The following is a 25,624-nucleotide window of genomic DNA, read 5'->3' as shown; positions in this document are numbered from 1 at the left end:
TTAATTTTCAGTTCTTATTGAATTTAAGATATCCCGCAAATCTACATTTTTGGTTTTAGTATTTTTCCTCAATATCGTTCTTTTATACTCAGGTGGATTATACTGAGTGACTGGTGAACCAGGAAAATTATCCAATGACTTATCACTTGCATCGCCTTCTTGTATCACATTTAAGGCAATCTCGCCTATTTCTTTTTTTAGAAGTTTCATAGAAAAACCATAACCATCTCTTTTGACTTCAACAACTTTCTTGCCTTCCAAAATTTTATAGTCTTCTCCAATTGCTTTTGCAGGGCCAACCCATTGACCGGCAATTAAGTTTTTCATTAATAATTCTACCATTCTTATTCTACCTTCCTTAGAGCGTCTTCTATTGATCCCATACGTAATTGATGCTACCAAGCTTTTAGCTAAATCAAACGTATCAGTATTACTAGGGTCTTGGTATTTAACAAAGGCTTGGGGTCTGGTCACATAGACAACATCTTCTTTCTTATTACTCACTTCATTTAATTCGTACATACCTATGGACAAAAGTTTTTTAAATAAACTTTCACCGAGAATTTTCTGCAATTCTTGCGCTTCTACACAACCAAATTGCTCCAAATAATTGTTTGCTTCGATTACTTTTTGATTATCACTATCACTTAATGATGCTAAAACTGCATTTATTTTTTCAATAGAATTATGTTTAAATAAGTAACCGTTGAAGTAAATTTTATTTTTATTTGAGAGCTTCTCGTAATCCGTGAAGCCGATTTCTTCTGAATTACTTAATAAATTTTTTGTTTCATCTGCACCTAATTTGAATGTGTCTGAAACATATTCTTTAACATGACTTTCTAATTGAGGTCTATTAGAACATTTTTCTGCCAGTTGTATAGTCGCGTTTTCTAAATCCGAAGGGTTCAACCCTTCATAAATATCGGAAGTTTGGGATAGTACCGCACTATTTGTTAGACCTAGTACTTCTATACCTTTATCATGTTTTTCAATTAGGTGATTAGAATCCAAAACATCTAGCAACTGAGGTAATTCAAAAGTCGTATTTATATTTGATGTAGCTGCTAATGCTTCTAACTTTTTATTTGGTATTGAAGAATCTTCATCTTCAGTTAGCGCTGATAATAATGTCCCACATTTCCCTGCAACCTGAAGATTTTTAAATTCTGGACTATGGACGTATCCATCTAATTTATTAGAATGGTGAACAACCCAAGAACCTACTGATTTTTTATCCATCGAGATATCCTAGATGATTAGTCAATATTAAATAACTTGATAATAGAATTTTATCGCAATATTCGTTAAAGAACTCAGTACCAAATAATATTTTTTATAAACTAAAAAATTTTTCCGAAAATTATTACTGATGAAACTATACGACATTCTCAGATTTAAAACCCTCAATCATAATTGAGAAAATGTATTTTACTACTTCGGAATTTGACTCATTAGGAGAAAAAGAAATAAGAGATTTTTTGAACCTTGGAATAAGTGAGTTTTACTATCTGGATTACAAGCAGACTTTAAAATATAATTCTCATTTTAAATCTGAATTTTTAAAAGACATTTCAGCCTTTGCTAATGGGTATGGAGGTAATCTTTTATTTGGAATAAAAGAACCACAAGAAGGCCAATCTGTTGACGACCAGATAGTTGGTATTGAAGATGCAGAAGCAGTTTTGAGTAAATTTGAAAAGTTAGCTCAAGTAGGTTTAGATCCCAGAATACCAGGTTTTAAAATGAAGCTTATTACAATTGAGGATAATAATCCAATAATGTTGGCTCATATTCCTCCTAGCATAACTAAACCACACATGATAATTAAAGGCGATAAAAAAGGATCTTTCTACAAAAGGGGCATAGAATCAAACCAAAAAATGAATACAGAGCAGATTAAAAATTCAGTAATAACAAGTTTCAATGTTGAAACTGAGATATTGGATAAACTCGAGAAAAAGGAAAGTACATTTAAAGATTACGATTTGTCAGATCAACCAACTTTCTTTTTCCAAGCTATACCATTAATCAAACATTCTATAGATGATAGATTGAACCCTGATGAGGTAAGGGATGCTTATCATATTCAAGAAGCAAATCCGCCACATTATGATTTAGTTCAGGGACACAGATTCTCTCCAATAATGCATGGATTTAAAGCGCATTATAATTGGCCACAACATTTTAATCATGTATTCAAGATAAATCATGATGGGTATATGCAGTCAAGTTTAGAAATGTTTCCAGTTTATGAAGACGATGAATTGGGATCTTATTTACAGGCCAATTCACCGCTTATTCATTACTTCAGGTCAGTACTAACTTTAACTGATAGACTTACTGACAAACTTGGTTTTGATTATCCATATTTGGTTAATTGTAAATTTTTTAATGCTAATAATTTAGTTCATGTGAACGATCTTAAACAAAAATCTACTTATGATTATCAAACAATGGAGTTTTCAAATTTTAAAAGTAATTATGGAGCTTCATTACTAACTCTTGCTCATGATGAATGGATTACAGAATTTTTTAATGCTTTTGGAAAATATCCTAAGAAACAACATTTAATAAGGACTGATTAGTGAGCATTTAATTTCCACCCAATGTTAAAATCGTTAATACTAAAGCTCCCGTACCACCAATAATTTTCCATAGTTTATTTCCTTTATAGTTCTCATTTTCTATTTCCAATTCTAATTTATCCTTTTCCATGTTGTGAATATTCCTGGCATGAGAAGTTAATCCTCTCATATCCTGAAATTCCTCATTACATACCGGACACGCTAATTTTTTACACTCAGTTTCTTCAATTTAGTTATTTTCTCGTTCTTCTTGCTTGCTTTGATCTGGATCTAAAAACATAATTTTTGGATTTGTTTAATTTTACGCTTTTAAAAGGCTAAGAACCCATTTCAAGCGTAAAAGCATTGAAGCGTTAAAACGCTCAAAAATGGATTCTCAGAAAGCGTAATTTTACGCTCAATTTCCTTTAAAAGGGTTTATTTACGGGTTTCATTTTATTGAATTCTATTGATGCGTTATTTACGCATTGTTTATGATATTCGTAGTGCTCGATACCATGAGCACCAGGTATATCAACATCAACAGTTAGCACATTTTTAACGCTTTCTCCGCATTTTGAACACTTTTCATTATCAACATTACCGTAAGATGTCGGATAATCACTTTTCCATAATCCGGCATCACGATAATCCATTGCTAAACGCTTTTTTCCGTAATCATATCACGATGAAGGTTTCATCCTTCATCTGTTTAGTTACGTACTTACAGCAGTAGTTTGATACAGCTTCTCTGGATTCAATAACTTCCACCTTGGCACGTCCATATTTGTTAAACCATCGTTGCCAAATAGTTTTAGCTGTAGGTCGTTCCGTAAGACGGAAACGTAACAGGCCGTGCAAGTGAATTTTTTAGTATTCTTGAGATAAGCTCATATACCTGGTTGGTATATCAAATAGAATACGAAGGGTTCGATATTATATCTGGGAGGGATTGGATTATAGAATGGCACAAAAAAAAATTAGCAGTTATCCTGTCACAGATAACTGCTAAATATCATCTACAGACGGCTATTACCCCATTTGCACTTATAATGTAATTGATGGGGGCTATAGCATCAATAGCTATAAGTTGGTATTTTGTCTACGTAAAAGTACGTATACAGAAAAATCAATCAACGGAAACCAGGTTATTCTGGATAGCATATCGTACTAAGTCCGCAATATTATTGACCTCAAGTTTTTCCATCAGGTTGGCCCGGTGAGTATCAACGGTACGGGGACTGATATACAGTTTTTCGGCAATCTGTTTGCTGGTTAGGCCATCCACAATAAGTTGTAAAATTTCTTGTTCACGGCCGGTTATATTATGGTGGTCGTAGCTGCCGGGGTGGTTGCTTTTATTTAGAAATGACTCCTTCATTAAATCAGAGATCGGGTCGCTGAAAACCTGTTGTCCCTTTAGGATAGCGCGGATGCCATGCAGCAAATCAGCTTTTTCGGTATTTTTTAAAAGGTATCCATTAACGTTGGCCTCGAGGGCATCACGTAACATGTTTTTATTGATGTGCATAGAGAGGATCAGAATTTTTGTCTCTTGCTTAAATGTCCGGATCTCTTTCGCCGTTTCAATTCCATTTTTGCCGGGCATGTCAATATCGAGGATACAGATATCGGGGTGGGTTTCCCGGAATAATTTGATGCATTCTTCTCCCGTTGAGGCTTCGCCTACAATTTCGATATCCTTTGATGAGGACAAATACGTACTGATCCCAAATCGTAAGATCTCGTGATCATCTGCTATAAGAACAGAGATTTTAGCCATGGGTAAGCCTCGGTTATAACGATCTCAGTAAACGATATTCTTTATTCGGTAGATCTATTTATTAATGTAAAGTAATCAAAGCAGTTGAAATTCAGAAACGTTGGGTGAAAGGGAAATAAGAATAAGCGATTGGTTATCATATTACTTATTTTCAAAGCTTCTGAAAAACGATTTTAAATTCTTAGAAAGTAGTAATATTTATGGTCTGGAAACGAACGCATCACTGTTCTGAACTGACGTTAGAAAATACCGGCGAAGAAGTTGTGCTTAACGGCTGGGTGGCAACACGACGTGATTTGGGCGGTGTGATATTTATTGACCTGCGCGACCGCCACGGAATAACGCAGATTGTGTTTTATGAAACCGATAATGAGCTTCATGAAAAAGCCGAAGAGCTTCGAACGGAGTACGTGATCGGAATTAAAGGCGTTGTTGATAAGCGAGGGGAAGAAAATATTAATCCGGAGTTGACGACCGGTGGAATTGAAATTCGTGTTACTGATCTTGAGATTTATTCTGAGGCCGAAACGACGCCCTTCGAAATTAAAGACGGTATAAAAACCAGTGAGGAACTTCGTCTTAAGCACCGTTATCTTGACCTTCGTCGGCCTGAGATTCAGGAGAATATGATGATGCGGTCCGATTTCTATCAGTCAACGCGTTCGTTCTTTTATGACAATGACTTTTTGGAAATCGAAACTCCTGTGCTGATGAAAAGCACGCCCGAAGGGGCGCGGGATTACCTGGTGCCCAGCCGTGTAAATCCGGGTCGATTTTTTGCGCTTCCCCAAAGTCCGCAGACTTACAAACAGCTGCTGATGGTTTCCGGTTTTGATCGCTATTTCCAAATTGTAAAGTGTTTCAGGGATGAAGACCTGCGTGCTGATCGCCAGCCGGAGTTTACCCAGATAGATGTGGAAATGTCTTTTGTGGATGAGGAAGATGTGATGGAAACAACCGAAGGACTCATGAAAACAATAATGAGTGATACGGTTGGGGAAGAGATCGATACTTCGTTCGAAAGAATGACTTATGACCATGCTATTAAAACCTACGGTACTGACAAGCCGGATACACGTTTTGGTCTTGAGTTTGCCGACTTTTCTGATCTTGTTGCCAATTCTGAATTTAAGATCTTTTCCAATACTGTTGACAAAGGAGGCGCGGTGCTGGGTATTACCGTCCCCGACCAGGGAGATATGGGGCGCGGTGCCATTGACCGGCTAACTGAGCGTGTAAAACAAGAAACTGGTGCTGCGGGATTGATCTATATCAAGTTGAATGACGATGATGGTGTGAAGTGCAGTGTAGGTAAGTTTCTGAAGGATGAAACGGTTGATGCGATGGTTAACAGGGCCGATGCTGATATGGGGGACCTGGTACTTATTCTTGCCGGCCCATCGACCGAAGTGTATACCCAGATGGGTAAGCTACGCCTGATGATGGGTAAAGAGCATAACCTTATTGATGAGGATGCTTACAAATTTTTATGGGTTACCGATTTTCCGCTGGTAGAGTACAGTAAAGAGGATCACCGGTACCATTCCTTGCACCATCCCTTTACGGCACCAAAGCCCGAGGATTTGGACAAGCTCGATGAGAACCCTGAAGAGGTTCGTTCGCGGGCATACGACTTGGTACTCAACGGTTACGAGATTGGTGGTGGTTCTATTCGTATTCACGACCGGGAACTGCAAACCCGCATGTTTGAATTGTTGGGGATTGATGAGGACGAAGCCCAGAAGCGTTTTGGGTTTTTATTGGATGCGTTTAAATATGGGGCACCGCCTCACGGGGGTATAGCTCTTGGGGTGGATCGTATTGTAATGATCTTGACCGGTGGAACCAGTTTGCGTGATGTAATTGCGTTCCCCAAAAACCAGAAGGCGCAGAGCCTGATGGATAACAGTCCCGATTTTGTGGACGAGGAGCAACTGGATGATCTGCACATTGAGCTAAAGGAATATGCTCAGAAAGATCAGCAGGAACAGGAATCTGAATAAAAAAAATAGGCGACATTGAAGACATTAGGAGTTGACGGCTGCAGGGCAGGATGGATTGCTATTAGTTTAGACGATGAAGGAGCCGGTTACTGGCTGTTGGAATCAGATGAAGAGTTAAAGGAATATTTTGAGGAGTATGATCGCATCTTTATAGATGTGCCGATTGGGTTAACGGAAGAAAAATATGTCAGGGAATGTGACGAAGAGCTTCGTGATGTTTTGGGACCTGATTATCAGGCCAGCGTGTTTAATCCGCCCATGCGGCCGGCGCTGTATTCCCCGACCTATGCCGAGGCATCGATGACGAGTTACGAAATTACGGGGAAAAAGATTTCTACCCAGGCTTGGAATATCACACCCAATATCAAAACGGTAGATGAGTTTTTACAAAATAATGAAGAACTGCGAGATAAAGTTTTCGAGAGCCATCCCGAGCTGCTGTTCCGAATCTTGAATGGCAATAACTCTATCCTGCAAAAGAAGGCTACTAAAAAAGGATTGCGCCACCGGTTAAAGTTACTAAAAGACCGCAGCGAATATGCCGATGATTTTTTCCGGGATATCAAAGAAGAATATCGGCGCAACCAGGTGGATGAAGATGATATCGTGGATGCAATGGCTTTGGCTTGGTTTGCTCTCCAGTCAACCGAGAAGGAGATGAAAACATTGCCTGAAGATCCGCCCATCGATTCTACCGGATTACCTATGGCTATTCACTACGTATAGCATTTTGGGATCTAAAAGAGGAGGACGAGAAAACTACTTCTCGTTCTTCTCCTCGAGAATACTCCTGTACTTAACGCCCGCTTTATACACGCGGTTTACCCCGTTAAAGGCGGCAATACGATAGGCTTCGCTTAGTGTGGGATAATTCATCACGTGATTGATGAAGTATCGGATATCGCCGTCATACGACATTACCGATTGCCCCAGGTGGATGAGGTTGGCAGCATCTGCTCCTATAATATGTACTCCCAATAGTTTTAGGGAATCAGTACTAAAAACTAGTTTAAGCATACCTTCGGAATTATTACTCATATTCCCTTTGGCAATATTTTTGAAGTAGGCTCGTCCGACGGCAATATCCAGGCCCATCTCTTCAGCATCGCGTTCTGTAATACCGATATTTGAAATCTCCGGAATACCATAAATACCGTATGGGATTTGATCGGGCACTTCGAGGGTCGGAATGCCAAACATATTGCAAGCAGCCAATCTACCCTGCGAGAAGGAGGCCGAAGCCAGGTGCGGAAATCCGATTACATCGCCGGCGGCATAAATATTGTCAACATTTGTTTTAAAAGAGTCATCAGTGACAATAAAATTCCTGTCGTCGGTTTCAACGTCAATGGCATCCAGATTGAGCCCATCGATATTTGGCTTGCGTCCTCCCAAAAAGAGTACGTGTTCTGTTTCGATAACTTGCAGGCGTTTATCTCTGGATTTGGATCTGAATTTGACCTCGGTAAAATTTCGCAGGGCGCTAAAGGATACGTCTTTAACATTCACATGATTCTTTATGGTAATTCCTTTCTTACGTAGAGAATCCTGCAGATGCTCTTTAATTTCATAATCTAAAAAGGTGAGATAGTCTTTTTGGCTATTTAACAGTGTGACGCGTGTTCCAAGAGCGGCAAAAATAGTGGCATATTCAATAGCATTTACGCCAGATCCAATAATGACCAGCCGGCGGGGAATATGGGTAATTTCCAGAATGGATTTATAGTCCAGCACTTTGTCATTATCCACTTCAAAATTTTGGGGTGCAACGGGGCTGCTTCCCGTGCTCACTAAAATATAATCTGCAGTATAGGTTTCTGTAGATCCAATATGTGTTTCTACTTCTACCGTATGATTATCTTTTAGGCGACCGAATCCACGAGCTACATCCACCTTGTTTTTGATGAGGTCATTTTTAACTTTCTGGTTTTCTTTCTCCAGAATCTCCTGCTTGTATTGCAGCAGGTCGCCCATCTGGAAGCGTTCGTAGGGCTTTTTATGTTCGTGATCGCCAAATTGTTCATTAAAGTCGAGGATGTTTTTGGCTGCTTCGCGAAGGGCCTTGCTGGGTACGGTTCCCGTATTGATCCATGTTCCGCCCAAGTATTTTTTATGGGATTCAACAACTAAAACATCTTTGTCAAATTTGGAACTTTGCATGGCACAAGAGAATCCTGCGGGGCCTGATCCAATAATGATAATATCGTAATCTCGACTCATAATGCGATCTGAAAGCTAAAAGTGAAATTGAATTTGTATCTCAAAAAATAGAATAAAATGATGAGCAAATCTCCATTTTTTATTTTTGACTAAATAATATGCAATGGAACGATTTGCAATCTATTTATGATTGGTACTATGCATCAAAGGTGCTAAATTTAAGGTATTGCACCGTAACGAGATAACATTATTTCAATTTATATTATTAACAACTATTTAAAACCAAAAACCTATTATTATGGCTTACGAACTACCTGATCTACCTTATGATTACGATGCGTTAGAACCACATATTGATGAGCGCACAATGAAAATTCATCACGGCAAACATCACCAGGGATATACCGATAAGGTAAACGCTGCCTTGGAAGGTTCTGAATTTGCCAACCTGCCCATTGAGGAAGTTCTGCAGCGTATTACAGAAGTACCTGAAGATATTCGACAAGCCGTGATTAACAATGGTGGTGGATATGCAAACCACAAATTGTTCTGGACTATCCTTTCTCCCAATGGCGGAGGAGAACCAACCGGTGATATTGGGGCTGCTATTAATGAAGAGTTTGGCAGTTTCAGCGATTTCAAAGAAGAATTTAATAATGCAGCAACCGGTCAATTTGGTTCTGGCTGGGGATGGCTGTGCGTCAACAAAGATGGCAGTCTCGAAGTGCTTTCAACGGCCAATCAAAACAGCCCGTATATGAATGGTTTAACTCCAATTTTGGGTGTTGATGTTTGGGAACATGCATACTATCTGCATTATCAGAACGAGCGTGGTAAGTATGTTAGCAATTTCTGGAACTTGGTCAACTGGGATCAAGTGAATGAATACTACAACGACGCTCAATAACGATCCTAACGTTGATAAGAGATTGAAGCACTCCGTTTTAAAGCGGAGTGCTTTTCTTCTTACATACTTCATATTTGAGCCTTATATTTGACGTTTAACATAAAGCCGAATAAATAAATTTAGTTATGCAATTTGGACTTGGAGCAGGCCCCGACGTTTCATGGATGCGCGAAGAATTAACCGATTTGGGTATTGAGGAGTTGAAAACCGTTGACGATGTGGATCGTGCAATGGATGAATATGATGATGGCACGATGCTGATGGTTATTAATTCCGTTTGCGGATGTGCTGCAGGTAATGCACGTCCCGGTGTAAAAATCGCCCTCGACGAATCAGATGTTCAACCCGATCATATGGTGACGGTTTTTGCCGGACAGGATAAAGAGGCCACAGAACGGGCTCGAGAGTATTTTAGTGAGTATCCGCCATCTTCACCAGCTTTTGCCTATTTTAAAGATGGCGAAATTAAGGCAATGATTCCGCGTCATCGTATTGAAGGGCGCACCAAAGTAGAAATTGCCGATGACTTGAAGATGGTATTCAAAGCTTTTAACGGTGAAGAGGAAACCGAAGAAGCAGAAAACTAAGGCTGTAAGTTATTTTACAGTTTTAAAGCCGGTGGATTCGTTTCCACCGGCTTTTTTTATTTTCGAAAAATGTATCATTAGCACTTTTAAAGGAGTGTTAGATAAAAAAGGGAAACAATAGGATAGGATTTTCGTAGGGTATTTTTGTTGATGATTGTATATTGGGATCTGCTTTGGTATCCATATGTGTGGATATTGAAATAACAGGATCAGAGGGATTGTAAGAAAAAGAAGTCACGATTATATGGGGCAACGGTTAACATATTGGATATTCCTGGGTGTTATTGGATTTGCAGTATTTTTTGTACTTCACTCTTTTATTGCCTTTAACGCCGGAGCACCTATAGAGCAGAGCAAATCTACGATTGAGCATAGAACCGCTGAGCTTGCTCAGCGACTCGGCTTTTCGTTAGATAGTTTGCAAATTATGACTAAGCGGACTCAACACTTGAATTATTATAAAACGTTGAAGGACTCTGCCCGGGAAGATCTTCCAGCTCCGGCAGTACTCAATAAGAATGGTGTATATCTTACAGGCTGGAAGGTAAGTATCGGAACGGCTCAAGATGAGGATGACGGTTTTTCGCACGAAGCAAGTGATTTTATGAGTGCGTTGGGACGTCTTGATATCCGTTACGATCAAGAGGGAAACGTGCGCCGGCTTTCGAAATATGCTGATAATCCCAACCCAACATTTGTTCCCGGCGATTCTTTGTTCTCAATAGCCAACCGGATTGTACAGGATATTTTGGGATATAACCTTCAGAATTATCAGCTTGATTATATAGATATAAGGGATACGCTGTTAACAACAGAACCTGGATTTGGGCAGCATCCAATGGAATTATCCGATTCTCGTGTTGGAAATAATATGGCTTTCCAATGGAATAAAAAGGGTAGTAATATTTCGGGTCCCCAAAAACTATCCCTTGAGGTTCGACCCATTATTCGGGAAAATAATACTCCCACTATGGCAAGTGTTCAGTATGGAGTTTCCATTGAAAGTTTTAAGGCCTTGGAAGAATTTGAGCCCAAACAAATTGATCCTCCTCAAAGCATTAGTAATACAGATCTTGCAACCCGGTTTGGCTCGCTGGCAATTCTGGCTATCCTCATTGTTTTTTTGGGGATAAAGTATATAAACAAGGGACAGGTAGAATGGCGGCGCGCGTTATTCATGTTGATCAGCGTTACATTGGGCGTGCTGGGCTGGCGTGTATTGTACCTCACAAATACCATGAATGGGTTTTGGAATCAAACAAGTGAGGCCCTTTTTATACTTAACAACCTAATATTTGCTTCCATTTTAGGTTTATATGCAGCCTTGGCTTATATCGGATGGGAGGCTATGGCACGTTCTAAGGATGAGGAGCAGCTGCACCTGTTGGATGCATTTTGGCGAAAACGATTTTTCTTCCGAGAAACCGGTGAAGGACTTCTTCGGGGTTATGCCTTGGGCGGAGTCTTGTTAGGTATCCTGGGAGTTACGCTATACCTGTTGGGTACTCAGTATTATCAGGCCGACAGCTCGAATGGTTTTACTGAGGCAAGTATGCAGCCCAAATTGTTGACCATCAATATGGCGATATGGATCAATGCCTGGCTAATTTCTTTGGGACATGTGGGAGTTACAACGGGATTTTTGCAGTCGAAAATTAAAAATCGCTGGCTGTATTATGGCGCCGGAATGCTGCTTCTTGGAATTCTCTTTTCGGGATCAGGGATATTATTTGAAATACTTGGTCCCAAATGGTACGATCTGATTGTTTTTACAATTATAGGAGGTGTTGCCATTTATGCCATGCAATGGTCTGGATTACTGTCTTTTGTGACAGGATGGTGGGTGTTTATGTCGGTATTGCTGGTGATGCCATATTGGGGATCAGCAAGTATGAATGTCGCGTATATTGCGTGGACACAATTCTTTATTCTTGGTCTGCCGCTGGTTTATGGGTTAATAGCATATAAGTATGGCAATTCTGTTTCTGAGATGGGAGGTTATATCCCCGAATACCAGGAGCGGATGGCTAATCACCTGCGTGTTGAAAAAGAGATTGAGATTGCTCGCGAAAGTCAGTTTAAATTAATGCCACTTCGTCCGCCTTCAGCAGATGGAATTGATGTGTATGGATTTTTTATGCCATCATTTGAAGTAGGTGGAGATTACTTCGACTATATCGTCAGTAGTAATGGTACGGCAGACAGTCAGGTCCTAAATATGACCATTGCGGATGTTTCCGGAAAAGCGATGAAGGCTGCTATGCATGCCGTTTTTACCAGTGGGTTATTGCTTTCACGTCTGCATAAAGATGCCCCGGATTCTATTTTGCGAGAAATAGCTCCTACATTGCATGCCCGCACCGATCGCCAGACATTTATTACTTGTATTATCGCACAATATCATCTTGAAAGCAGAATACTAAAAATAGCTAATGCAGGACATTGCCTGCCTATTTTGAAACGGGATGGGAAAGGCGAATTTATAAGCACTCCGGCACCCAGATTTCCATTGGGGTTACAACAAACCGTCGATTATCAGGCGTATGAGGTACAGTTGCAGCAGGGAGATTTTCTCCTGCTTTATTCTGATGGATTGCCGGAGGCCGTAAATCCACAGGGTGAACGTTTCGGCTTTGATAGCTTGATATCACTTGTTGAATCACTGGACACTGACAATCTTCCCAGCAACGAGGTTTCGATGGAGATCAAACGGAAAGTTCAGAAATTTAGCGACTATCAATTGGCTGATGATACCACTATCATATGCCTCAAGATATAAGGACGTGAGAATTAAAAATTTGAATCTTTTCTAACAAGAAAATCAATTTTATATGGCACAAGACAATAACTTTTCTGGCATGGATATACCGCCGCAACTCAAGAAGTTAGGCAGTAATATCCGATACATCATTTTGGGAGCGTTAATTGTGGTGGTGGCCTTTTCCTCTTTTTTTACCGTTAATCCCGAAGAAGTAGGAATGGTTATGCGTTTTGGGGAATTCACCAGAACAGCGCAGCCCGGATTAAATTTTAAAGCTCCTTTTATAGAAGAAGTGCGTTATGTACCCATCCAGCGACAGTTAAAACATGAATTCGGTTATCGAACAACGAGTGCCGGAGTGCGATCGAATTATCAGAAACAAGGGTATGGAGATGAATCCCTTATGCTTACGGGAGACCTCAATCTTGCGGATGTAGAATGGGTTGTACAGTATCGTGTTTCAGATCCTTATGATTTTCTTTTTAAAATTCGTAATCCGGAAGAGACTTTGCGGGATATGTCTGAATCAGCTATGCGTCAAGTTGTGGGTGACAGAACGGTAAATGAAGTATTGACCGTTGGTCGTGCAGAAGTTGCCATGAAAGCACAGGAGCTTATCCAAGAACTGGCTGATGAATATGAATCAGGAATTCGTATAGAGCAGGTTGTACTGCAGGATATTAATCCCCCCGATCCCGTGAAGGCTTCTTTTAATGCTGTAAATGAAGCACAGCAACAGAAAGAGACCTTAATTAACCAGGCAAAATCTGAATACAATAAAGTAGTACCGCGTGCCAAGGGAGAGGCACAGGAAACAATTCAAAAAGCTGAGGGTTATGCCGTAAATCGTATTAACAGGGCTGAAGGAGAAGCCTCTCGTTTTAATCAGCTCTACCGCGAGTACGTAAAGGCTCCGGAAGTTACTAAGCAACGGATTTACCTTGAGACACTCGAAAATATTTTGCCTAAGATGGGGAATAAAATTATTACCGACCAAAATGGAAATAGTGTGCTACCGCTTTTGCAGATGCAAATGGAAGGGGTCAAAAGCAACAACGTAAATGCTAATTCAAATACACAGGGTAATTAAGGAATGAAGAATTTTAAAATAGTACTTTTTGTAGTTTTAGGTGTTCTTTTTCTCATTGCCTATGACGGATTTTATATTGTTGATGAAACAGAACAGGTTATTATTACCCAGTTTGGAGATCCTGTAGGTGAGGCGGTTGCAGATCCTGGAATGCATTTTAAAATCCCGCTAATACAGCGAACTCATTATTTTGATGAGCGTTATCTGGAATGGGATGGTGACCGTAATCAGGTTCCAACCAAAGATAAGAAGTTTATTTTTGTAGATACCTATGCGCGCTGGCAAATAACTGATCCACTTCAATTTTTTAAGCGACTGCGTGACGAACGCGGAGCACAATCACGCTTAGATGATATTTTGGACGGTGAAACCCGGAATGCCGTTGCTTCTCATGATTTGGTAGAAGTGGTGCGATTAACGAATCGGGATCCTGAATCGGATGCGACAATAACCGATGTTGTCGAAGATTCACTCGAAGAAATAGCCGTTGGCCGGGGTTCTATACAGGAAGAGATTCAAGAGCTTGGCAACCAGCGGGCTGAAGATTTAGGGCTTAAGATTCTTGACTTCCGGTTTAAACGTATCAACTATGTAGAAGATGTGCGGAAAACGGTTTACGATCGTATGATTAGTGAACGTAATCGTATTGCCGATAAATTCCGATCCGAAGGTGAGGGAGAAGCCGCTCGTATTAACGGTGAAAAACAACGTGAATTGAACAGGATAGAATCAGAGGCATTTCGGGAGGCAGAAGAGATCCGTGGAAAAGCGGATGCTCGTGCAACGGCAATTTATGCAGATGCATATAATCAAACAAATGCGGCGCGGGAGCTTTATAACTTTACCCGGACAATGGAGTCGTACGATAGAGCTTTGGATGATCAAACGTCTCTTATTCTTTCAACGAATAGCGACTTCTTTAGGTTCTTGAATGATATTCAAGAGTAAAAAGCGAAAATATATCTGAGAAATAATTAGCCTGCGGTTTAAAATCCGCAGGCTTTTTTATTTTCATAAAAGTAATTTAAGTCACTTTTCTTGGGCCATCGTGTCGATCATATTGTGGGTAAGCTCTTTGCTGCGTTCGGTATCAATTTGGGCTTTTAGCTTCATCAGCATATTATAGAGTCCCATGTGAACCTTGGTACTGTAAATAAAGTTCTTATCGCCCCGTGGTTCATTTTTGATAGGGAGCTCCCGGGCAAAGCGGGTGATTTTTTTCTTAAAGTCGGGATCACCGAAATCAAACTCATCGCCCATATAAGGCTTCGCAAAAGTATCCCCATAGGCCTTGCAAAATTGAAAGAACTCTTCTTCTGTTTCCGGATTCTTGGGATTTTCCTTGATGATATCCAGCTTTAAATAGAGATCCCGAATTTCCTCCTCGTTTTGCTTTAAATGTTTGGGCAACAGCTGCATGTAGTTATGGGTGAATTCCTCAGAGAATTTTTTCACACAGCCAAAATCAATTACGCCCAACTTTCCGTCATCCCGAAAGAAAAAGTTGCCCGGATGAGTATCGGCATGGATAAAATCACGTTGTTCAACTTGGTCATGAAAGAAATCCCATAGCAGTTGTCCAAAGTGATTTCGTTCTTCCTGACTTGGATTTGTAGCTAAAAACTCCTTAAGGTGTTGACCCTCAATAAAAGTCATGGTAAGCACCTTGTCGGTCGATAGCTCCTCAATATATTTAGGAGTAATAACTTCTCCTTCGGAAAAGCGCTTATTGAAATATTTGAGATATTCCGCCTCCTGATGGTAATCTGTCTCCTCCATCAGTGTTTCTTCAATTTCCTCAAAATACTCGTCAAAATTACCGTTACCGCTGACGATTCTTTTCATCAGCGTTTTTGCCATCGACATATCCGAGTGGATCGTATTTTTTACATTGGGATACTGAATCTTGACGGCTACTTTCTGCCCGTTTTTAAGCCGCGCTTCGTGTACTTGTCCAATAGATGCAGCGGCAATAGCTTCAGTATCAAATTTAGCAAAAAGGTTTTCAGGATAGTCCCCAAGCTCCTTTTTGATGATTGATCGCGCCAGTGCTTTGTTGATGGGAGGAACGCTGTATTGTGATTCGCTCATCACTTCGGCAAATTCTTCGGGCAGCATTCCTTCGTCCATACTGAGGGATTGGGCAATTTTCAGGGCCGTACCGCGGAGTTTGGTAAATTCATTAAATACTTGCCGGGCATTCTGGGTGTGGAACTGCTTGCCTTCTTCTTCGGATTCCTTTTTACCGACTGATTTTTTGAGGTATCGCTTGGCATAATTTGTCCCAACTTTGATACCGGTTTTTGCAAATATTTTACCGCGCTCAAGTTTGGAGGATGGAAAATCATTACTCATAAATTATCGTATTTCAATTTTAGAACAGAGTTGTTTTACAATGGGGATATTGTTGATAAAAGCTTTTTTATTGGTATTCATAAATTTGAGCAGATCAAAGCTTTTATCGAGTACAGGGTTATACATGAGTTCTTGAAGTACGGCCGTAGCTTTATCAGTGAGCTCCATACTAAGCTCCTTGTCCTCGCTGGTATCATTTATCCAGAATCGGAGCAGCTCAAGATACTGCCTCCGCAGAAATGTGTACGAATAGGAGTTTAAGACTAAAGTAGAGGAGACAGAAATATGCTCATCATTTTCGAGAAACTGCTTGATAAGTCGTTCCAGCTCTTTTTCAAAATCTGTTTTGGTGAAACTGTTGAGGATATATTCAGAGAGCGTTGCCTCTACAAAAGCTTCTTTTTCTCGAAGCATATCAAAATTGGTAAACGCAAAGTTTGAGAGTTTTTCGCTGAGGGTGTATGATTCAAAATCATCGATCTCGTCAATCATCATCTCATAGCGAATGACCAACGAAGCGTAATAAAATTCGAGAATAGACTTTTTATTGGGAAAGTAGTTAAAGACCTCCGCCGGGGTAATATCAATTTCTTTGGCTATATCCTTGATATAAAACTGCCCATCACCTTGTATATATAGATCAGTAGCGATATCTGCTATAGCAAATTTTATCTCAAATGTTTCGGGATTAAAGGTATCCATGATTAAATATATTTGTGGATGGCATGTGTCACTACGCCCCAGATTTCAAAATCAGTTTCGTTTGTAATTTTCTGTTTATCAGCTGAGTTATCACTCTTCATTATATAGGCAGTGTTTCCTTTTTTAATTAGTTTGCGAACAGTCATTTTGCCTTCGAGTATTGCAACAATAATATGATTTTCTGCTGGTGTTATTGACCGGTCTATAACGAGAATATCATCCGAAAAAATTCCAATATTATTGAGTCCGTCACCTTTCACACGCATAAAAAACGTAGCGGCCGGCCGTTTTATGATATAGTCATCGAGCGAAAGCGGTTTTTCAAAATGATCGCGTGCCGGTGATGGAAATCCCGTCTCTTTACGAAACCGGTTGGGATCTTGTTTGGGTTCGCGGTCTATATTTCCCGAATAAATATCGGTAATACGAAAATCCTCCATATTATACCTGCATAACTTCTTTTATCTATTAACAAAGACTGCTTGGGATTAAGTCCCGATTTTGATATTTATATCGAAAGTTAGGGCCGAAGACTGAACACATATTGTCATGTATATTTTAGCATTTATTGGTTGGCTGCTGTTAGGATTTGCCGGAATGGAAATAATCTCTTATTTGGTTCATCGGTTTATTTTTCATGGCTTATTATGGGAAGTTCATCGATCGCATCACGAGCCAACGCATGGATCATTTGAACTCAATGATCTGTTTTCGCTTTTTTTTGCGGGTGTGTCGGTGTATTTAATGTATCGCGGAAGTGCAGCTCCAATTGAATCAGTGAGTTTTGCAATAGGTACAGGAATAGCTGTGTACGGAATCCTATATTTTATTATTCACGATCTGTTTGCCCACAAGCGTTTTATGCCTTTTAAAAGTGATAGCAAGGTGATGCGGCTGATTAGATATGCGCATCAGCGGCACCATCAATCAATAGACAAAGAAGGCCAAGAGCCTTATGGGTTGTTTTTATTTCCGTATGACAAATACAAAAAATAAAGTGCTATGTGGCGTGATTTTGTAGCACTTGCAATGTTTGTTCGGCTTGCCATTGATGACGACGCTGATGTGCTTCAAGCAGAAGAAAACACTCTGCCAGCGTCATTTTGATTATAGAAAAAATAGGATGGGTAACTTTTGATTGGCCAAGGTGAACGTTTTTTTGATGAGCATATTCAAGTTGCGCAATCAGACGATCCTGTAAATTTAAATACTCATCAAGCAATTCCATTCGATTATATTCTGACGTGTCAACAGGTTTCATTGCTTTGATGGTTTTCAACTTCATTTTGTACGGCGGTTCAAAGATCGAAATGATTTTTTGGGGAAGCCATCGGGGCGGAAACGGTTGGTTTACTGAGTCAGCAGTACCGGCATTTTCTGATATAGCTGAAGTAATATTATCAAAATAAAGATCCCCGTAATTGATGAGGTGACTATAACATTCTGCTATGCTCCACCGATCTTCTGCAGGGGCTTTTAGAAATAAGTTTTCATCAACAGATAAAATGAATTCTTCAGCGGTAATCTTTGTATGTTCAAATTGTTGGATAAACCAGTTATAGGTGTATTTTTGCATTATAGAAGACTCTGTTTTTGGTATTATTGGAATCCGTTGTTTATACGATTGGCAAAATTATGGAATAAATGAAATTTTCATCCAAAAAATATTTGTGAAGTTATTTAGGAATATTTGGGACCTGGTAAAGGAGACCTATGATCAAATAGGGCAAATAAATATAGGACTACATGGTGCCGCAATTGCTTTTTATGCCATATTTTCGACGGCCCCGTTAGTTATTATTACTTTATGGATTTTAAATATGGTGCTTGGGAGTCAATTGGGAGCGGTAGAGGTTAAGCAAACGATCGAATCGGTAGTTGGGGCTGAGTTAACCCATACTATAGAACAGATTGTAGCATCAGCCAGCAAGGGAACATCCGGTTTGTGGTCTTCGGTAATTGCAGTTATTACCTTGCTTTTTGGAGCAACCACCTTGCTTTCACAGATTAAACAAACATTAAATATGATTTGGGGAGTCAAAAACCCAAAACTGAATTCTGTCTGGCAATTTTTATGGGGTCGGTTAACGGGATTACTTTTTATAGGAGCGCTAAGCCTGCTCTTCTTGGTTGGATTGGTTTCTGAAAGTATTATTTATGGGCTGGGTGATTTACTTATTCCCATTTTGGGTAATACAAATATATATCTGATTCAGATGGGGACATCACTGACGAATATTGTACTTGCCATTACATTTTTTGCAGCAATGTTTAGAATTTTGCCAGATCTTGATGCCCGATGGAGAGATGTAGCTGTTGGAGCAATAGTAACAATGATTTTAGTAATGGCAGGAAAATCACTTGTGGATTGGTATTTGAGTGCGGCCGCCCTGCAACCCATGTATAAGGCAGCTGGCTCATTTGTAATATTTCTTATATGGATTTATTACAATGTGCAGGTGGTTCTTATTGGTGCTGTTTTTACCCGGGTGTATACCAGTCGATACGGTGGAAAGGTGAAACCCTATTGGGAAGCGAAACTTGATGAAGATTTGTGGATATAGAAAATTGTTGCTACTGTTTGGTGCTGCTGCCTTTTAATTCCATAATTCGATTGTAGGATCGTTCAATCTGTTTACGACTAATTTTATCTTCCTCGATAAGTTTTTTGATGGCCTTGTGTGCTTTGGGAATAATATCAGGATCATAAACTGAGTTATTTGCAAAAACCAGAATATCAACGCCGGCATTGATGGCTTTGTTGATGGTAGTTTTAAGTCCGTATTCGTGACGGATGGCCCCCATCATGAGATCATCAGAGATAACCACACCGTCGTAGTTCAACTTGTTTCGCAGTAACCCGGTAATGGTAGGCTTGGAAAGAGTCGCTGGATAATGGGGATCAATATTGCGGTTAAAAATATGTGCAGTCATAATGGCATCTCCCAACCCCTTATTAATAAGCTTACGGTAGGGAATTAACTCTTTATTAGACCATGTATCAGTAACATCAACTACGCCTAAGTGAGAATCATTTTTTGAGCTTCCGTGCCCCGGAAAATGCTTAAGCACCGACCATACGCCGTATTTGTGTAACGTTTTAATATAGATAGAAGCATGCTTTACTACCGTCTGGGGATCTTTAGAAAAGCTGCGCTCCAATCCACCAATAACGGGATTGTCGGGATTGGTATTGAGATCAACAACCGGTGCAAAATTCATGTTGAGTCCGATATCTCTTAATGTTTGCCCCATTTTTTGAGCGTAGAACCTGGTGCTGTCAGTGTTATCTAACTTTCCGAGATATTCTGCAGATTTTATCTCTGGAAATCCCATTGATGGTTTCAGTCGGGCTACTTGTCCTCCTTCTTGATCAATAGAAACAATAAGTGGAATATCAGATAAATTTTTAAGGTCGTTGATAAGTGTCTTTAATTGTTCTGGAGATTCTATATTTCGTTTCGAAGATTTTGAAGGGACGTCGTAGTCAAAAAGGATAACACCACCCAAATGATATTTTTTTATATCACGCACAACATGATTGGTATCAGTGAGCGCCGTTCCCCGGAATCCTGTCAAAAGCATCTGTCCAATTTTTTCATCGAGAGATACCTTTTCTTCGGAAAATGAAGATTGACTGAAAGAAGGATTTATGGTTAGCAGGGGAAGAAGAATAGTTAGGAATAAGCGAAACATATCGGTGATTTTATCTAAAAGCAGCGGCTTAATGTGAGAGATAATAAGATAAAATGTTAATAGTATCTTATTTCTTTGAATGAATAAATTGAAAACAGTTGTGGTTAAAGGTGTTGTAATTTTGGATGAATATAGTGACTTCAGTTATTAGTTTTTCTTAATTTTTGCAGCGCGAGAACACTATAATTAAGTTTAAAGCTATTTATAGTAAATAATCATGTTGGATAGAAAAATTAGGGTAGAAATTTTGTAACAAATGGGTAACAGTATACTCTTGTAAAGTGAATGAAATTAAAGAAGGTTTTTTAATATTATTATACACGCAATTGCCTTGAGTTTGCGTGTTAATTTTTAGGAAAAAAGTCATGATTGAGAGTTTTAATAAAAAAGAGCTGGAAGAGAAAATTGACCAGTATGTAAATGGTCAACTTTCCGCTCAGGAAGTCGATGAATTATGGGCTGAGCTAATTCAGGATGGTTATCACTTGGATTATCTCAAAAGTGTAGCGAATCTCAAAGCCGTGATTGAGCGGAAAAGAGAAGAGCAAAAGAGTACAAATAAAAAGCAATATTGGTATTATGCAGCAGCTGCAGTAATTGCTTTGCTTATTGCAGTAGTTGGTGTGATGAATATTTCTACCCAGCAGCAATCTTCGGTAGAACCCGTATCAAGCATAGAGCTTGATTATTATCGTTCTGGTGATGGGGCAGTTTCTTCTACTTCTGATAAAGAGGTAATACGGAATGCGATCAAGCTTGCTAATACGGGACATGAAAATGAGGCGATATCCTTATTGCAGTCTGAGCTTGAGAATGCTACAGAGCCTGGATGGATTGCTGAGCTAAGTCTTAATTTAGGTTCTCTGCACTATAATAATGGCAATTACAATAAAGCTATCGAGTATTACGAAAGGGTGGTAACGCATAAAAATAGTGTTGATGTGCTTATGTTAGAGAAAGCATACTGGTATATCGGCAACGCTTATTTCCATTTAGATCAGCTTGTTGATGCAGAAATGAATATTGAGAAAGCGTATGAGTTGAACGGAGCGTATCGCCGGGTCGCTAAAAGTTATCTGAATGCGTTGTCCGATTGATTTGAAACCTTCGCTGCTTGATAATTAATAACGAATAGAGTAGAGCTATTCATCATTGTTTACTTTCTGAGAGAGGGCGTTTCGTTAGATCTCCTTACTGTTACCCATCACTGTTTTGAGAAGATAATTCCTTGCTGAGCAAGGTAAGACAGCCCGGCCATGAGCAGAAAGTAGAAGATAAACGCTCCTGCCATGGCCATATTTTTATCCTGTTGGGGTTCAACAATCGGATCGGTATTTCCGATTAACATGTAGGGCCCCCAGAAGTGAGGATCAGCATTTTTGCTGTTTAAGAAGTATTGTTTCGCAGCTCTTAGCGCTTCAGCTTTTGATTGCCCCTCATTTAAGTTCGAGTAGAATTGAACAGCAAATTCTGAGGCAAGCATATCATTCACCGACCATAAATTGAGTATCAGTGATTCGGCACCGGCATATCGCAACGCTCTGCTGATACCCATTACCCCGGTACCCTGTATATATGATCCGGACCCAGATTCGCAGGAGTTGAGCATTACCATTTCATTGCTGAGGTCCAGCTCAAATAACTCATAGGCAAAAAACCGATCGTCAAAAGTGCTGTCGGTGCCGGCCGTAGATTTGTTAAAATAGACAGTAGAAAACATCGGGTCGCGTTCCGATACTTCGCTGTGTGTTGCTAAATGGAGGACTTGAGAGTGCGGAGCTGTTTGCTTAAAAGTGGATTTGGTTGATTGCTCATTGATATAGGTTTCTACTTGAGAGAGGTTAGTGAGACTTTCTGCAATCTGAATAACCTCGGATTGAGCGTAAGGCAGTGGTACTAATGATTGGTTGGTATAATTGTCAAAGTTTGATACTCCGTATCCCACATAATTCATTTGCGTTTTAGAGGCGGATGAAGAACGGTTTGGTGTTTTGAAATCCTCCAGCGTGGTCAAATATTGTGTCTTAAACTTTTCAATGGCATACGTTGCTTCTCCGTAGCTATAGCTTTTAGAGGGCTTTTCCAGGGGGAGGATATCCAATGGAAGCTGATAGAAGTAGCTGTCGGGAATAAGCGTAATTTTATCGACATAATCGGGAATCTCTTTTAACTCCAGGAGTTGGGAAATCTTATAAAGAGAGTCAAGGTTTGTCTCATGAGTAGCAATTTGTTGAGCAGTATTACTAAACAGTTGCCTTCGCTTATCATCCAGATCAATTGTTTTCAGGTCTATATCAGTGCGCGATATTTTTGCGATATAGTATTGGTCTTTGAGTTCCGTTATATGCAGCAAGAGCTCCCGGGCTGACAGCTTATTCTGAATTTGACGAATAGAGGTAGGGTTCTGATCAATATTTTTACTTAGCCGGCGATCGTACTTTCGTTTTTTGGTATTTAACTGATTGATCTGCTGTCGAATTTTAAATTGCTCGTCTTCGGGTGCAGTCAGAAGTTTTTTGCGGACGACATCAAGCTGATTGGTTATTTTTTTGTATTCCGTTAATTCCGATTCGTTCAGCAAGCTTGACTTAACCAGCGGGTTTTGATAAAGCGAGGCATCATTAATGGTTTTCAGCTGATCAAGTTTTTCAACAGCTTTACCGGGTTGTCCTGTATCCATATAAATAGAGGCCGCCAGCTCAAAGGCATCGAGGTACTCATCTTCAACATGCCAAAACCCGGATTTGAGATCGGTACTACTCTGGGCTCTTACAACAATTTGTTTTAATGTGGGTTCAAGAATATCAAGTGCTTCATCTTTATTTTCAGTCTTAGAGAGATATTCAGCCTCAACCTTTTTTGCTTTAACAATTTGATTAAAATCGAGTTGGTTGAGATCAAAAGATTTAAATTTCTCAATTAGGGTTTTGGCTTGATCTATGTTTTCTCTTTTTAAATAAATTTGAGCTTTGTTTACAAGTGCATCAATATAACTTATTCCCCTCTCCTCACCTGATAATGAAATTATCTCATTATGTTTTTCTATCGATTGATCATATTTCTTTTGTTCTTCGAAAGTTAAAGCTATTTCGTTTAGTAGTTTTATATATTGACGTGTATTGTTTTCAGAATTTAATACAGAAGCGGCTTTTGAGTAGAAGGAGTGCGCTTTTTGGAAATTGGTTTTAAATTTCCTGTAAAAAGATCCATAAAGAGTATATATAGTTCCTAAGTCATTACTTTTATTCTTTTTTACAGCTAATCTTTCCGCCTTGTTCAAATAATTAATAGCTTCTTCTGGATTATTTGATTCTCTATAGTAAACAAATAGATTTTTTAAAATATTAAGTTGGTGATCGTAATTTTCTTTATCCTCAGCAATAGAAAGAGCTTTAAATTGAAATTTTAAATAATCGTTATACTTGCCCAGTTTGTGGTAAGCAAGAGCTATATTATTATATAGAGAGGAGCGAGATATATTTAGATTGGTTTCATCTATCTCATGTAATATCTCACTATATATTTGTTCAGCTGCTTTAATTTTTCCAATGCTATAGAGATAAACTCCCTGCAATTGTTTAATACTGATTCGTTCCTTCTCCTCACCGAGATAGGTTGCTAAAGGCAAAGTTTGTTGACGTACAATTTTAAGGCTTCGGTCATAATATCCAAGTCTATACATTGTATAATCTAAAAATTGGTAGGTTTTTAGCTTGAGCGTTGAATTGGGCAGGAGTTTATTGTTACTAAGAGAATTATATAGAGAGGCAGACTCGGAATAATTATTTGTAAGATATAAAATGCGAAAATAGCTTACCTCAGCAAGTGTATTGTGAATATTCTGGGGAGAGGAATAATTTTTGGTCCAACTTTTTTTAATGTTATTGTAATAAGTATTGGTAAAGAGGGTGGAGTAATTACTATCCCATAGAAGGAAGAAGTGTGGTAATAAAAATTTGTGACTGGGGAGAATTTCAGTGCTAATTTTATCTTTATTTATAATAGCTTCAGTGAGTTTACTAAAGTTTATTTCACTATTAGCCGGCAGATCGTATTTAGTAATATATTCACGGGATATTTTTTTTCTATCTGCGGTATTATCAGTATTCAGCAATAGAGCGATTAAAAGATTAGGGGAGCCCGTTTGAAATACTACTTTTTTTAGTTGACTTTGGAAAGTGTTTTCAAAATTGGCGAAAATATTAAGTTCTTCAGTTTCTTGTGCTTTTTCTTCAATAAACGATTTGATTTCTCTGTTTTCACTTCCCAAAAGGGTAAGAGCCCACAGGTTTTCCTCAATATTGGTATCCGCCTTAACCTGTGAAATGTAATACTTGGCTTGCGATTTGGAGTGGTTATAAAAACTATTCCCATTGGGGATACTATCCCTATCTGCAACGGATACCAATTGTAAAAAGCATATAATAATCGTAAGCAACATAGAGTGATAAAAATTATTGCCTTAGGAAAACTGTAAAGCAAATTTTTTATAAGGATTAAACAATCTATGGGCTCCTTTACTTTAAAGCAAAATGGAACTCACATTATCTGTACTTGCATAAATTATATACGTTTGTTAGCAATTTGGTTTTTAGTCTCTGATTAAAATAAAATTATAATTCAGGTTTATCGACGATGGGATCCATGCCTGCTTCGGTGCCAAAGTCAGGGGTGTCAACTTGCGTGGGTTGCTCGATGTCGGCTTGCTCTTGGTTGTCAAGGCCGGGGTCGGTAACGGAGGCGCAGCCGGTGAACAGTGCAATGCTAAAAATAATAGCGAGAAGTTTGTGTGTGATAGATTTCATAACAGAGAGCTTTTTAGAGTTATAGAGATAAAGTGATTAATAGTTATGCTGGGAATTACAATTCTGGTTTATCGACGATGGGATCCATGCCTGCTTCGGTGCCAAAGTCAGGGGTGTCAACTTGCGTGGGCTGCTCGATGTCGGCTTGCTCTTGGTTGTCAAGGCCGGGGTCGGTAACGGAGGCGCAGCCGGTGAACAGTGCAATGCT

24 protein-coding genes are annotated in these 25,624 nt (G+C 39.3%); 11 read left to right on the top strand and 13 right to left on the bottom strand.

The window, feature by feature from the left end; translation table 11 throughout:
- Nucleotides 1-1,242, bottom strand: coding sequence for a hypothetical protein (locus ACQ4LT_RS05810; RefSeq protein WP_445665089.1), 1,242 nt, complete (start codon nucleotides 1,240-1,242; stop codon nucleotides 1-3).
- 182 nt (nucleotides 1,243-1,424) lie between these two features.
- On the opposite strand from ACQ4LT_RS05810, the gene ACQ4LT_RS05805 reads away from it, so the two are divergent.
- The gene (locus ACQ4LT_RS05805) at nucleotides 1,425-2,588 is read left to right on the top strand and encodes an AlbA family DNA-binding domain-containing protein (protein WP_445665088.1); all 1,164 of its coding nucleotides are present in this window, start codon (nucleotides 1,425-1,427) and stop codon (nucleotides 2,586-2,588) included.
- 7 nt (nucleotides 2,589-2,595) lie between these two features.
- On the opposite strand, the gene ACQ4LT_RS05800 is transcribed toward ACQ4LT_RS05805, so the two are convergent.
- From ACQ4LT_RS05800 to ACQ4LT_RS05785, 4 genes are all read right to left on the bottom strand, one after another.
- Nucleotides 2,596-2,718, bottom strand: a complete 123-nt coding sequence (locus tag ACQ4LT_RS05800; RefSeq protein WP_445665087.1) for a hypothetical protein — start codon at nucleotides 2,716-2,718, stop codon at nucleotides 2,596-2,598.
- 277 nt (nucleotides 2,719-2,995) lie between these two features.
- Nucleotides 2,996-3,223 carry a hypothetical protein gene (locus ACQ4LT_RS05795; RefSeq protein ID WP_445665086.1) on the bottom strand — a complete coding sequence of 76 codons (228 nt, stop codon included), beginning with the start codon at nucleotides 3,221-3,223 and terminating at the stop codon, nucleotides 2,996-2,998.
- 22 nt (nucleotides 3,224-3,245) lie between these two features.
- Nucleotides 3,246-3,428, bottom strand: a complete 183-nt coding sequence (locus tag ACQ4LT_RS05790) for a hypothetical protein (protein ID WP_445665085.1) — start codon at nucleotides 3,426-3,428, stop codon at nucleotides 3,246-3,248.
- A gap of 268 nt (nucleotides 3,429-3,696) precedes the next feature.
- A complete protein-coding gene (locus tag ACQ4LT_RS05785; protein ID WP_445665084.1) occupies nucleotides 3,697-4,350 on the bottom strand; it encodes a response regulator in 654 nt (217 codons plus the stop codon).
- 200 nt (nucleotides 4,351-4,550) lie between these two features.
- Between ACQ4LT_RS05785 and aspS the strand changes: the two genes are divergently transcribed.
- A complete protein-coding gene (aspS, locus tag ACQ4LT_RS05780) occupies nucleotides 4,551-6,353 on the top strand; it encodes an aspartate--tRNA ligase (protein WP_445665083.1) in 1,803 nt (600 codons plus the stop codon).
- Nucleotides 6,354-6,368: 15 nt separating this feature from the next.
- Entirely contained in the window at nucleotides 6,369-7,079 is a 711-nt protein-coding gene (locus ACQ4LT_RS05775) for a DUF429 domain-containing protein (RefSeq protein ID WP_445665082.1), read from the top strand.
- A gap of 33 nt (nucleotides 7,080-7,112) precedes the next feature.
- Here the strand turns inward: ACQ4LT_RS05775 and sthA are convergent, their stop codons facing one another.
- Nucleotides 7,113-8,573, bottom strand: coding sequence for a Si-specific NAD(P)(+) transhydrogenase (gene sthA / locus ACQ4LT_RS05770; RefSeq protein WP_445665081.1), 1,461 nt, complete (start codon nucleotides 8,571-8,573; stop codon nucleotides 7,113-7,115).
- 238 nt (nucleotides 8,574-8,811) lie between these two features.
- Here sthA and ACQ4LT_RS05765 point away from each other — a divergent pair, with 238 nt between their 5' ends.
- From ACQ4LT_RS05765 to hflC, 5 genes are all read left to right on the top strand, one after another.
- The gene (locus ACQ4LT_RS05765) at nucleotides 8,812-9,420 is read left to right on the top strand and encodes a superoxide dismutase (RefSeq protein WP_445665080.1); all 609 of its coding nucleotides are present in this window, start codon (nucleotides 8,812-8,814) and stop codon (nucleotides 9,418-9,420) included.
- Nucleotides 9,421-9,545: 125 nt separating this feature from the next.
- The gene (locus ACQ4LT_RS05760; RefSeq protein ID WP_445665079.1) at nucleotides 9,546-10,007 is read left to right on the top strand and encodes a BrxA/BrxB family bacilliredoxin; all 462 of its coding nucleotides are present in this window, start codon (nucleotides 9,546-9,548) and stop codon (nucleotides 10,005-10,007) included.
- Nucleotides 10,008-10,251: 244 nt separating this feature from the next.
- Complete coding sequence (locus tag ACQ4LT_RS05755; RefSeq protein ID WP_445665078.1) at nucleotides 10,252-12,786, top strand: PP2C family protein-serine/threonine phosphatase; 2,535 nt, start codon at nucleotides 10,252-10,254, stop codon at nucleotides 12,784-12,786.
- A 52-nt stretch (nucleotides 12,787-12,838) separates the two neighbouring features.
- Nucleotides 12,839-13,858, top strand: a complete 1,020-nt coding sequence (gene hflK, locus ACQ4LT_RS05750; protein ID WP_445665077.1) for an FtsH protease activity modulator HflK — start codon at nucleotides 12,839-12,841, stop codon at nucleotides 13,856-13,858.
- Nucleotides 13,859-13,861: 3 nt separating this feature from the next.
- Nucleotides 13,862-14,806, top strand: a complete 945-nt coding sequence (gene hflC / locus ACQ4LT_RS05745) for a protease modulator HflC (RefSeq protein WP_445665076.1) — start codon at nucleotides 13,862-13,864, stop codon at nucleotides 14,804-14,806.
- An 81-nt stretch (nucleotides 14,807-14,887) separates the two neighbouring features.
- Here the strand turns inward: hflC and ACQ4LT_RS05740 are convergent, their stop codons facing one another.
- From ACQ4LT_RS05740 to ACQ4LT_RS05730, 3 genes are read right to left on the bottom strand one after another with little or no spacing between them, the layout of a single operon-like run.
- Entirely contained in the window at nucleotides 14,888-16,213 is a 1,326-nt protein-coding gene (locus ACQ4LT_RS05740) for an ABC1 kinase family protein (RefSeq protein ID WP_445665075.1), read from the bottom strand.
- Between the two features lie 3 nt (nucleotides 16,214-16,216).
- The gene (locus ACQ4LT_RS05735) at nucleotides 16,217-16,915 is read right to left on the bottom strand and encodes a hypothetical protein (RefSeq protein ID WP_445665074.1); all 699 of its coding nucleotides are present in this window, start codon (nucleotides 16,913-16,915) and stop codon (nucleotides 16,217-16,219) included.
- Between the two features lie 2 nt (nucleotides 16,916-16,917).
- Nucleotides 16,918-17,355, bottom strand: coding sequence for a LexA family protein (locus ACQ4LT_RS05730; protein ID WP_445665073.1), 438 nt, complete (start codon nucleotides 17,353-17,355; stop codon nucleotides 16,918-16,920).
- Nucleotides 17,356-17,464: 109 nt separating this feature from the next.
- Between ACQ4LT_RS05730 and ACQ4LT_RS05725 the strand changes: the two genes are divergently transcribed.
- Nucleotides 17,465-17,911: a sterol desaturase family protein gene (locus ACQ4LT_RS05725; protein WP_445665072.1), complete on the top strand. Its 447-nt coding sequence runs from the start codon at nucleotides 17,465-17,467 to the stop codon at nucleotides 17,909-17,911.
- A 4-nt stretch (nucleotides 17,912-17,915) separates the two neighbouring features.
- Here the strand turns inward: ACQ4LT_RS05725 and ACQ4LT_RS05720 are convergent, their stop codons facing one another.
- Nucleotides 17,916-18,491 (bottom strand): DinB family protein, encoded by a 576-nt coding sequence (locus tag ACQ4LT_RS05720; protein ID WP_445665071.1) that lies wholly within the window; start codon nucleotides 18,489-18,491, stop codon nucleotides 17,916-17,918.
- Between the two features lie 94 nt (nucleotides 18,492-18,585).
- On the opposite strand from ACQ4LT_RS05720, the gene ACQ4LT_RS05715 reads away from it, so the two are divergent.
- On the top strand, nucleotides 18,586-19,479 hold the full coding sequence (locus tag ACQ4LT_RS05715; protein WP_445665070.1) for a YihY/virulence factor BrkB family protein: 894 nt from the start codon (nucleotides 18,586-18,588) through the stop codon (nucleotides 19,477-19,479).
- Nucleotides 19,480-19,489: 10 nt separating this feature from the next.
- On the opposite strand, the gene ACQ4LT_RS05710 is transcribed toward ACQ4LT_RS05715, so the two are convergent.
- A complete protein-coding gene (locus tag ACQ4LT_RS05710; RefSeq protein WP_445665069.1) occupies nucleotides 19,490-20,611 on the bottom strand; it encodes a glycoside hydrolase family 3 protein in 1,122 nt (373 codons plus the stop codon).
- 365 nt (nucleotides 20,612-20,976) lie between these two features.
- Between ACQ4LT_RS05710 and ACQ4LT_RS05705 the strand changes: the two genes are divergently transcribed.
- Nucleotides 20,977-21,708, top strand: coding sequence for a tetratricopeptide repeat protein (locus tag ACQ4LT_RS05705; protein WP_445665068.1), 732 nt, complete (start codon nucleotides 20,977-20,979; stop codon nucleotides 21,706-21,708).
- A 107-nt stretch (nucleotides 21,709-21,815) separates the two neighbouring features.
- Here ACQ4LT_RS05705 and ACQ4LT_RS05700 read toward each other — a convergent pair whose 3' ends face one another.
- Together ACQ4LT_RS05700 and ACQ4LT_RS05695 are read right to left on the bottom strand one after the other, a co-directional pair.
- Nucleotides 21,816-25,052 (bottom strand): CHAT domain-containing protein, encoded by a 3,237-nt coding sequence (locus ACQ4LT_RS05700; RefSeq protein ID WP_445665067.1) that lies wholly within the window; start codon nucleotides 25,050-25,052, stop codon nucleotides 21,816-21,818.
- 172 nt (nucleotides 25,053-25,224) lie between these two features.
- Nucleotides 25,225-25,416, bottom strand: coding sequence for a hypothetical protein (locus tag ACQ4LT_RS05695; protein WP_445665066.1), 192 nt, complete (start codon nucleotides 25,414-25,416; stop codon nucleotides 25,225-25,227).
- Nucleotides 25,417-25,624 lie beyond the last annotated feature (208 nt).

This window comes from Fodinibius sp. AD559 (genome assembly GCF_052712805.1).
The sequence above is the reverse complement of the archived record's forward strand: the minus strand, read 5'-3'. Positions and strand labels throughout refer to the sequence as shown.

Bases quoted from the DNA above. Each gene is read 5' to 3' on its own strand.
- ACQ4LT_RS05740 (WP_445665075.1), bottom strand. From the start codon at position 16,213: ATGAGTAATGATTTTCCATCCTCCAAACTTGAGCGCGGTAAAATATTT.
- ACQ4LT_RS05805 (WP_445665088.1), top strand. From the start codon at position 1,425: ATGTATTTTACTACTTCGGAATTTGACTCATTAGGAGAAAAAGAAATA.
- ACQ4LT_RS05735 (WP_445665074.1), bottom strand. From the start codon at position 16,915: ATGGATACCTTTAATCCCGAAACATTTGAGATAAAATTTGCTATAGCA.
- ACQ4LT_RS05705 (WP_445665068.1), top strand. From the start codon at position 20,977: ATGATTGAGAGTTTTAATAAAAAAGAGCTGGAAGAGAAAATTGACCAG.
- sthA (WP_445665081.1), bottom strand. From the start codon at position 8,573: ATGAGTCGAGATTACGATATTATCATTATTGGATCAGGCCCCGCAGGA.
- ACQ4LT_RS05800 (WP_445665087.1), bottom strand. From the start codon at position 2,718: ATGGAAAAGGATAAATTAGAATTGGAAATAGAAAATGAGAACTATAAA.
- hflC (WP_445665076.1), top strand. From the start codon at position 13,862: ATGAAGAATTTTAAAATAGTACTTTTTGTAGTTTTAGGTGTTCTTTTT.
- ACQ4LT_RS05695 (WP_445665066.1), bottom strand. From the start codon at position 25,416: ATGAAATCTATCACACACAAACTTCTCGCTATTATTTTTAGCATTGCA.
- ACQ4LT_RS05720 (WP_445665071.1), bottom strand. From the start codon at position 18,491: ATGCAAAAATACACCTATAACTGGTTTATCCAACAATTTGAACATACA.
- ACQ4LT_RS05730 (WP_445665073.1), bottom strand. From the start codon at position 17,355: ATGGAGGATTTTCGTATTACCGATATTTATTCGGGAAATATAGACCGC.
- ACQ4LT_RS05725 (WP_445665072.1), top strand. From the start codon at position 17,465: ATGTATATTTTAGCATTTATTGGTTGGCTGCTGTTAGGATTTGCCGGA.
- ACQ4LT_RS05795 (WP_445665086.1), bottom strand. From the start codon at position 3,223: ATGGATTATCGTGATGCCGGATTATGGAAAAGTGATTATCCGACATCT.
- ACQ4LT_RS05765 (WP_445665080.1), top strand. From the start codon at position 8,812: ATGGCTTACGAACTACCTGATCTACCTTATGATTACGATGCGTTAGAA.
- ACQ4LT_RS05760 (WP_445665079.1), top strand. From the start codon at position 9,546: ATGCAATTTGGACTTGGAGCAGGCCCCGACGTTTCATGGATGCGCGAA.
- aspS (WP_445665083.1), top strand. From the start codon at position 4,551: ATGGTCTGGAAACGAACGCATCACTGTTCTGAACTGACGTTAGAAAAT.
- ACQ4LT_RS05810 (WP_445665089.1), bottom strand. From the start codon at position 1,242: ATGGATAAAAAATCAGTAGGTTCTTGGGTTGTTCACCATTCTAATAAA.
- ACQ4LT_RS05710 (WP_445665069.1), bottom strand. From the start codon at position 20,611: ATGTTTCGCTTATTCCTAACTATTCTTCTTCCCCTGCTAACCATAAAT.
- ACQ4LT_RS05700 (WP_445665067.1), bottom strand. From the start codon at position 25,052: ATGTTGCTTACGATTATTATATGCTTTTTACAATTGGTATCCGTTGCA.
- ACQ4LT_RS05755 (WP_445665078.1), top strand. From the start codon at position 10,252: ATGGGGCAACGGTTAACATATTGGATATTCCTGGGTGTTATTGGATTT.
- hflK (WP_445665077.1), top strand. From the start codon at position 12,839: ATGGCACAAGACAATAACTTTTCTGGCATGGATATACCGCCGCAACTC.
- ACQ4LT_RS05785 (WP_445665084.1), bottom strand. From the start codon at position 4,350: ATGGCTAAAATCTCTGTTCTTATAGCAGATGATCACGAGATCTTACGA.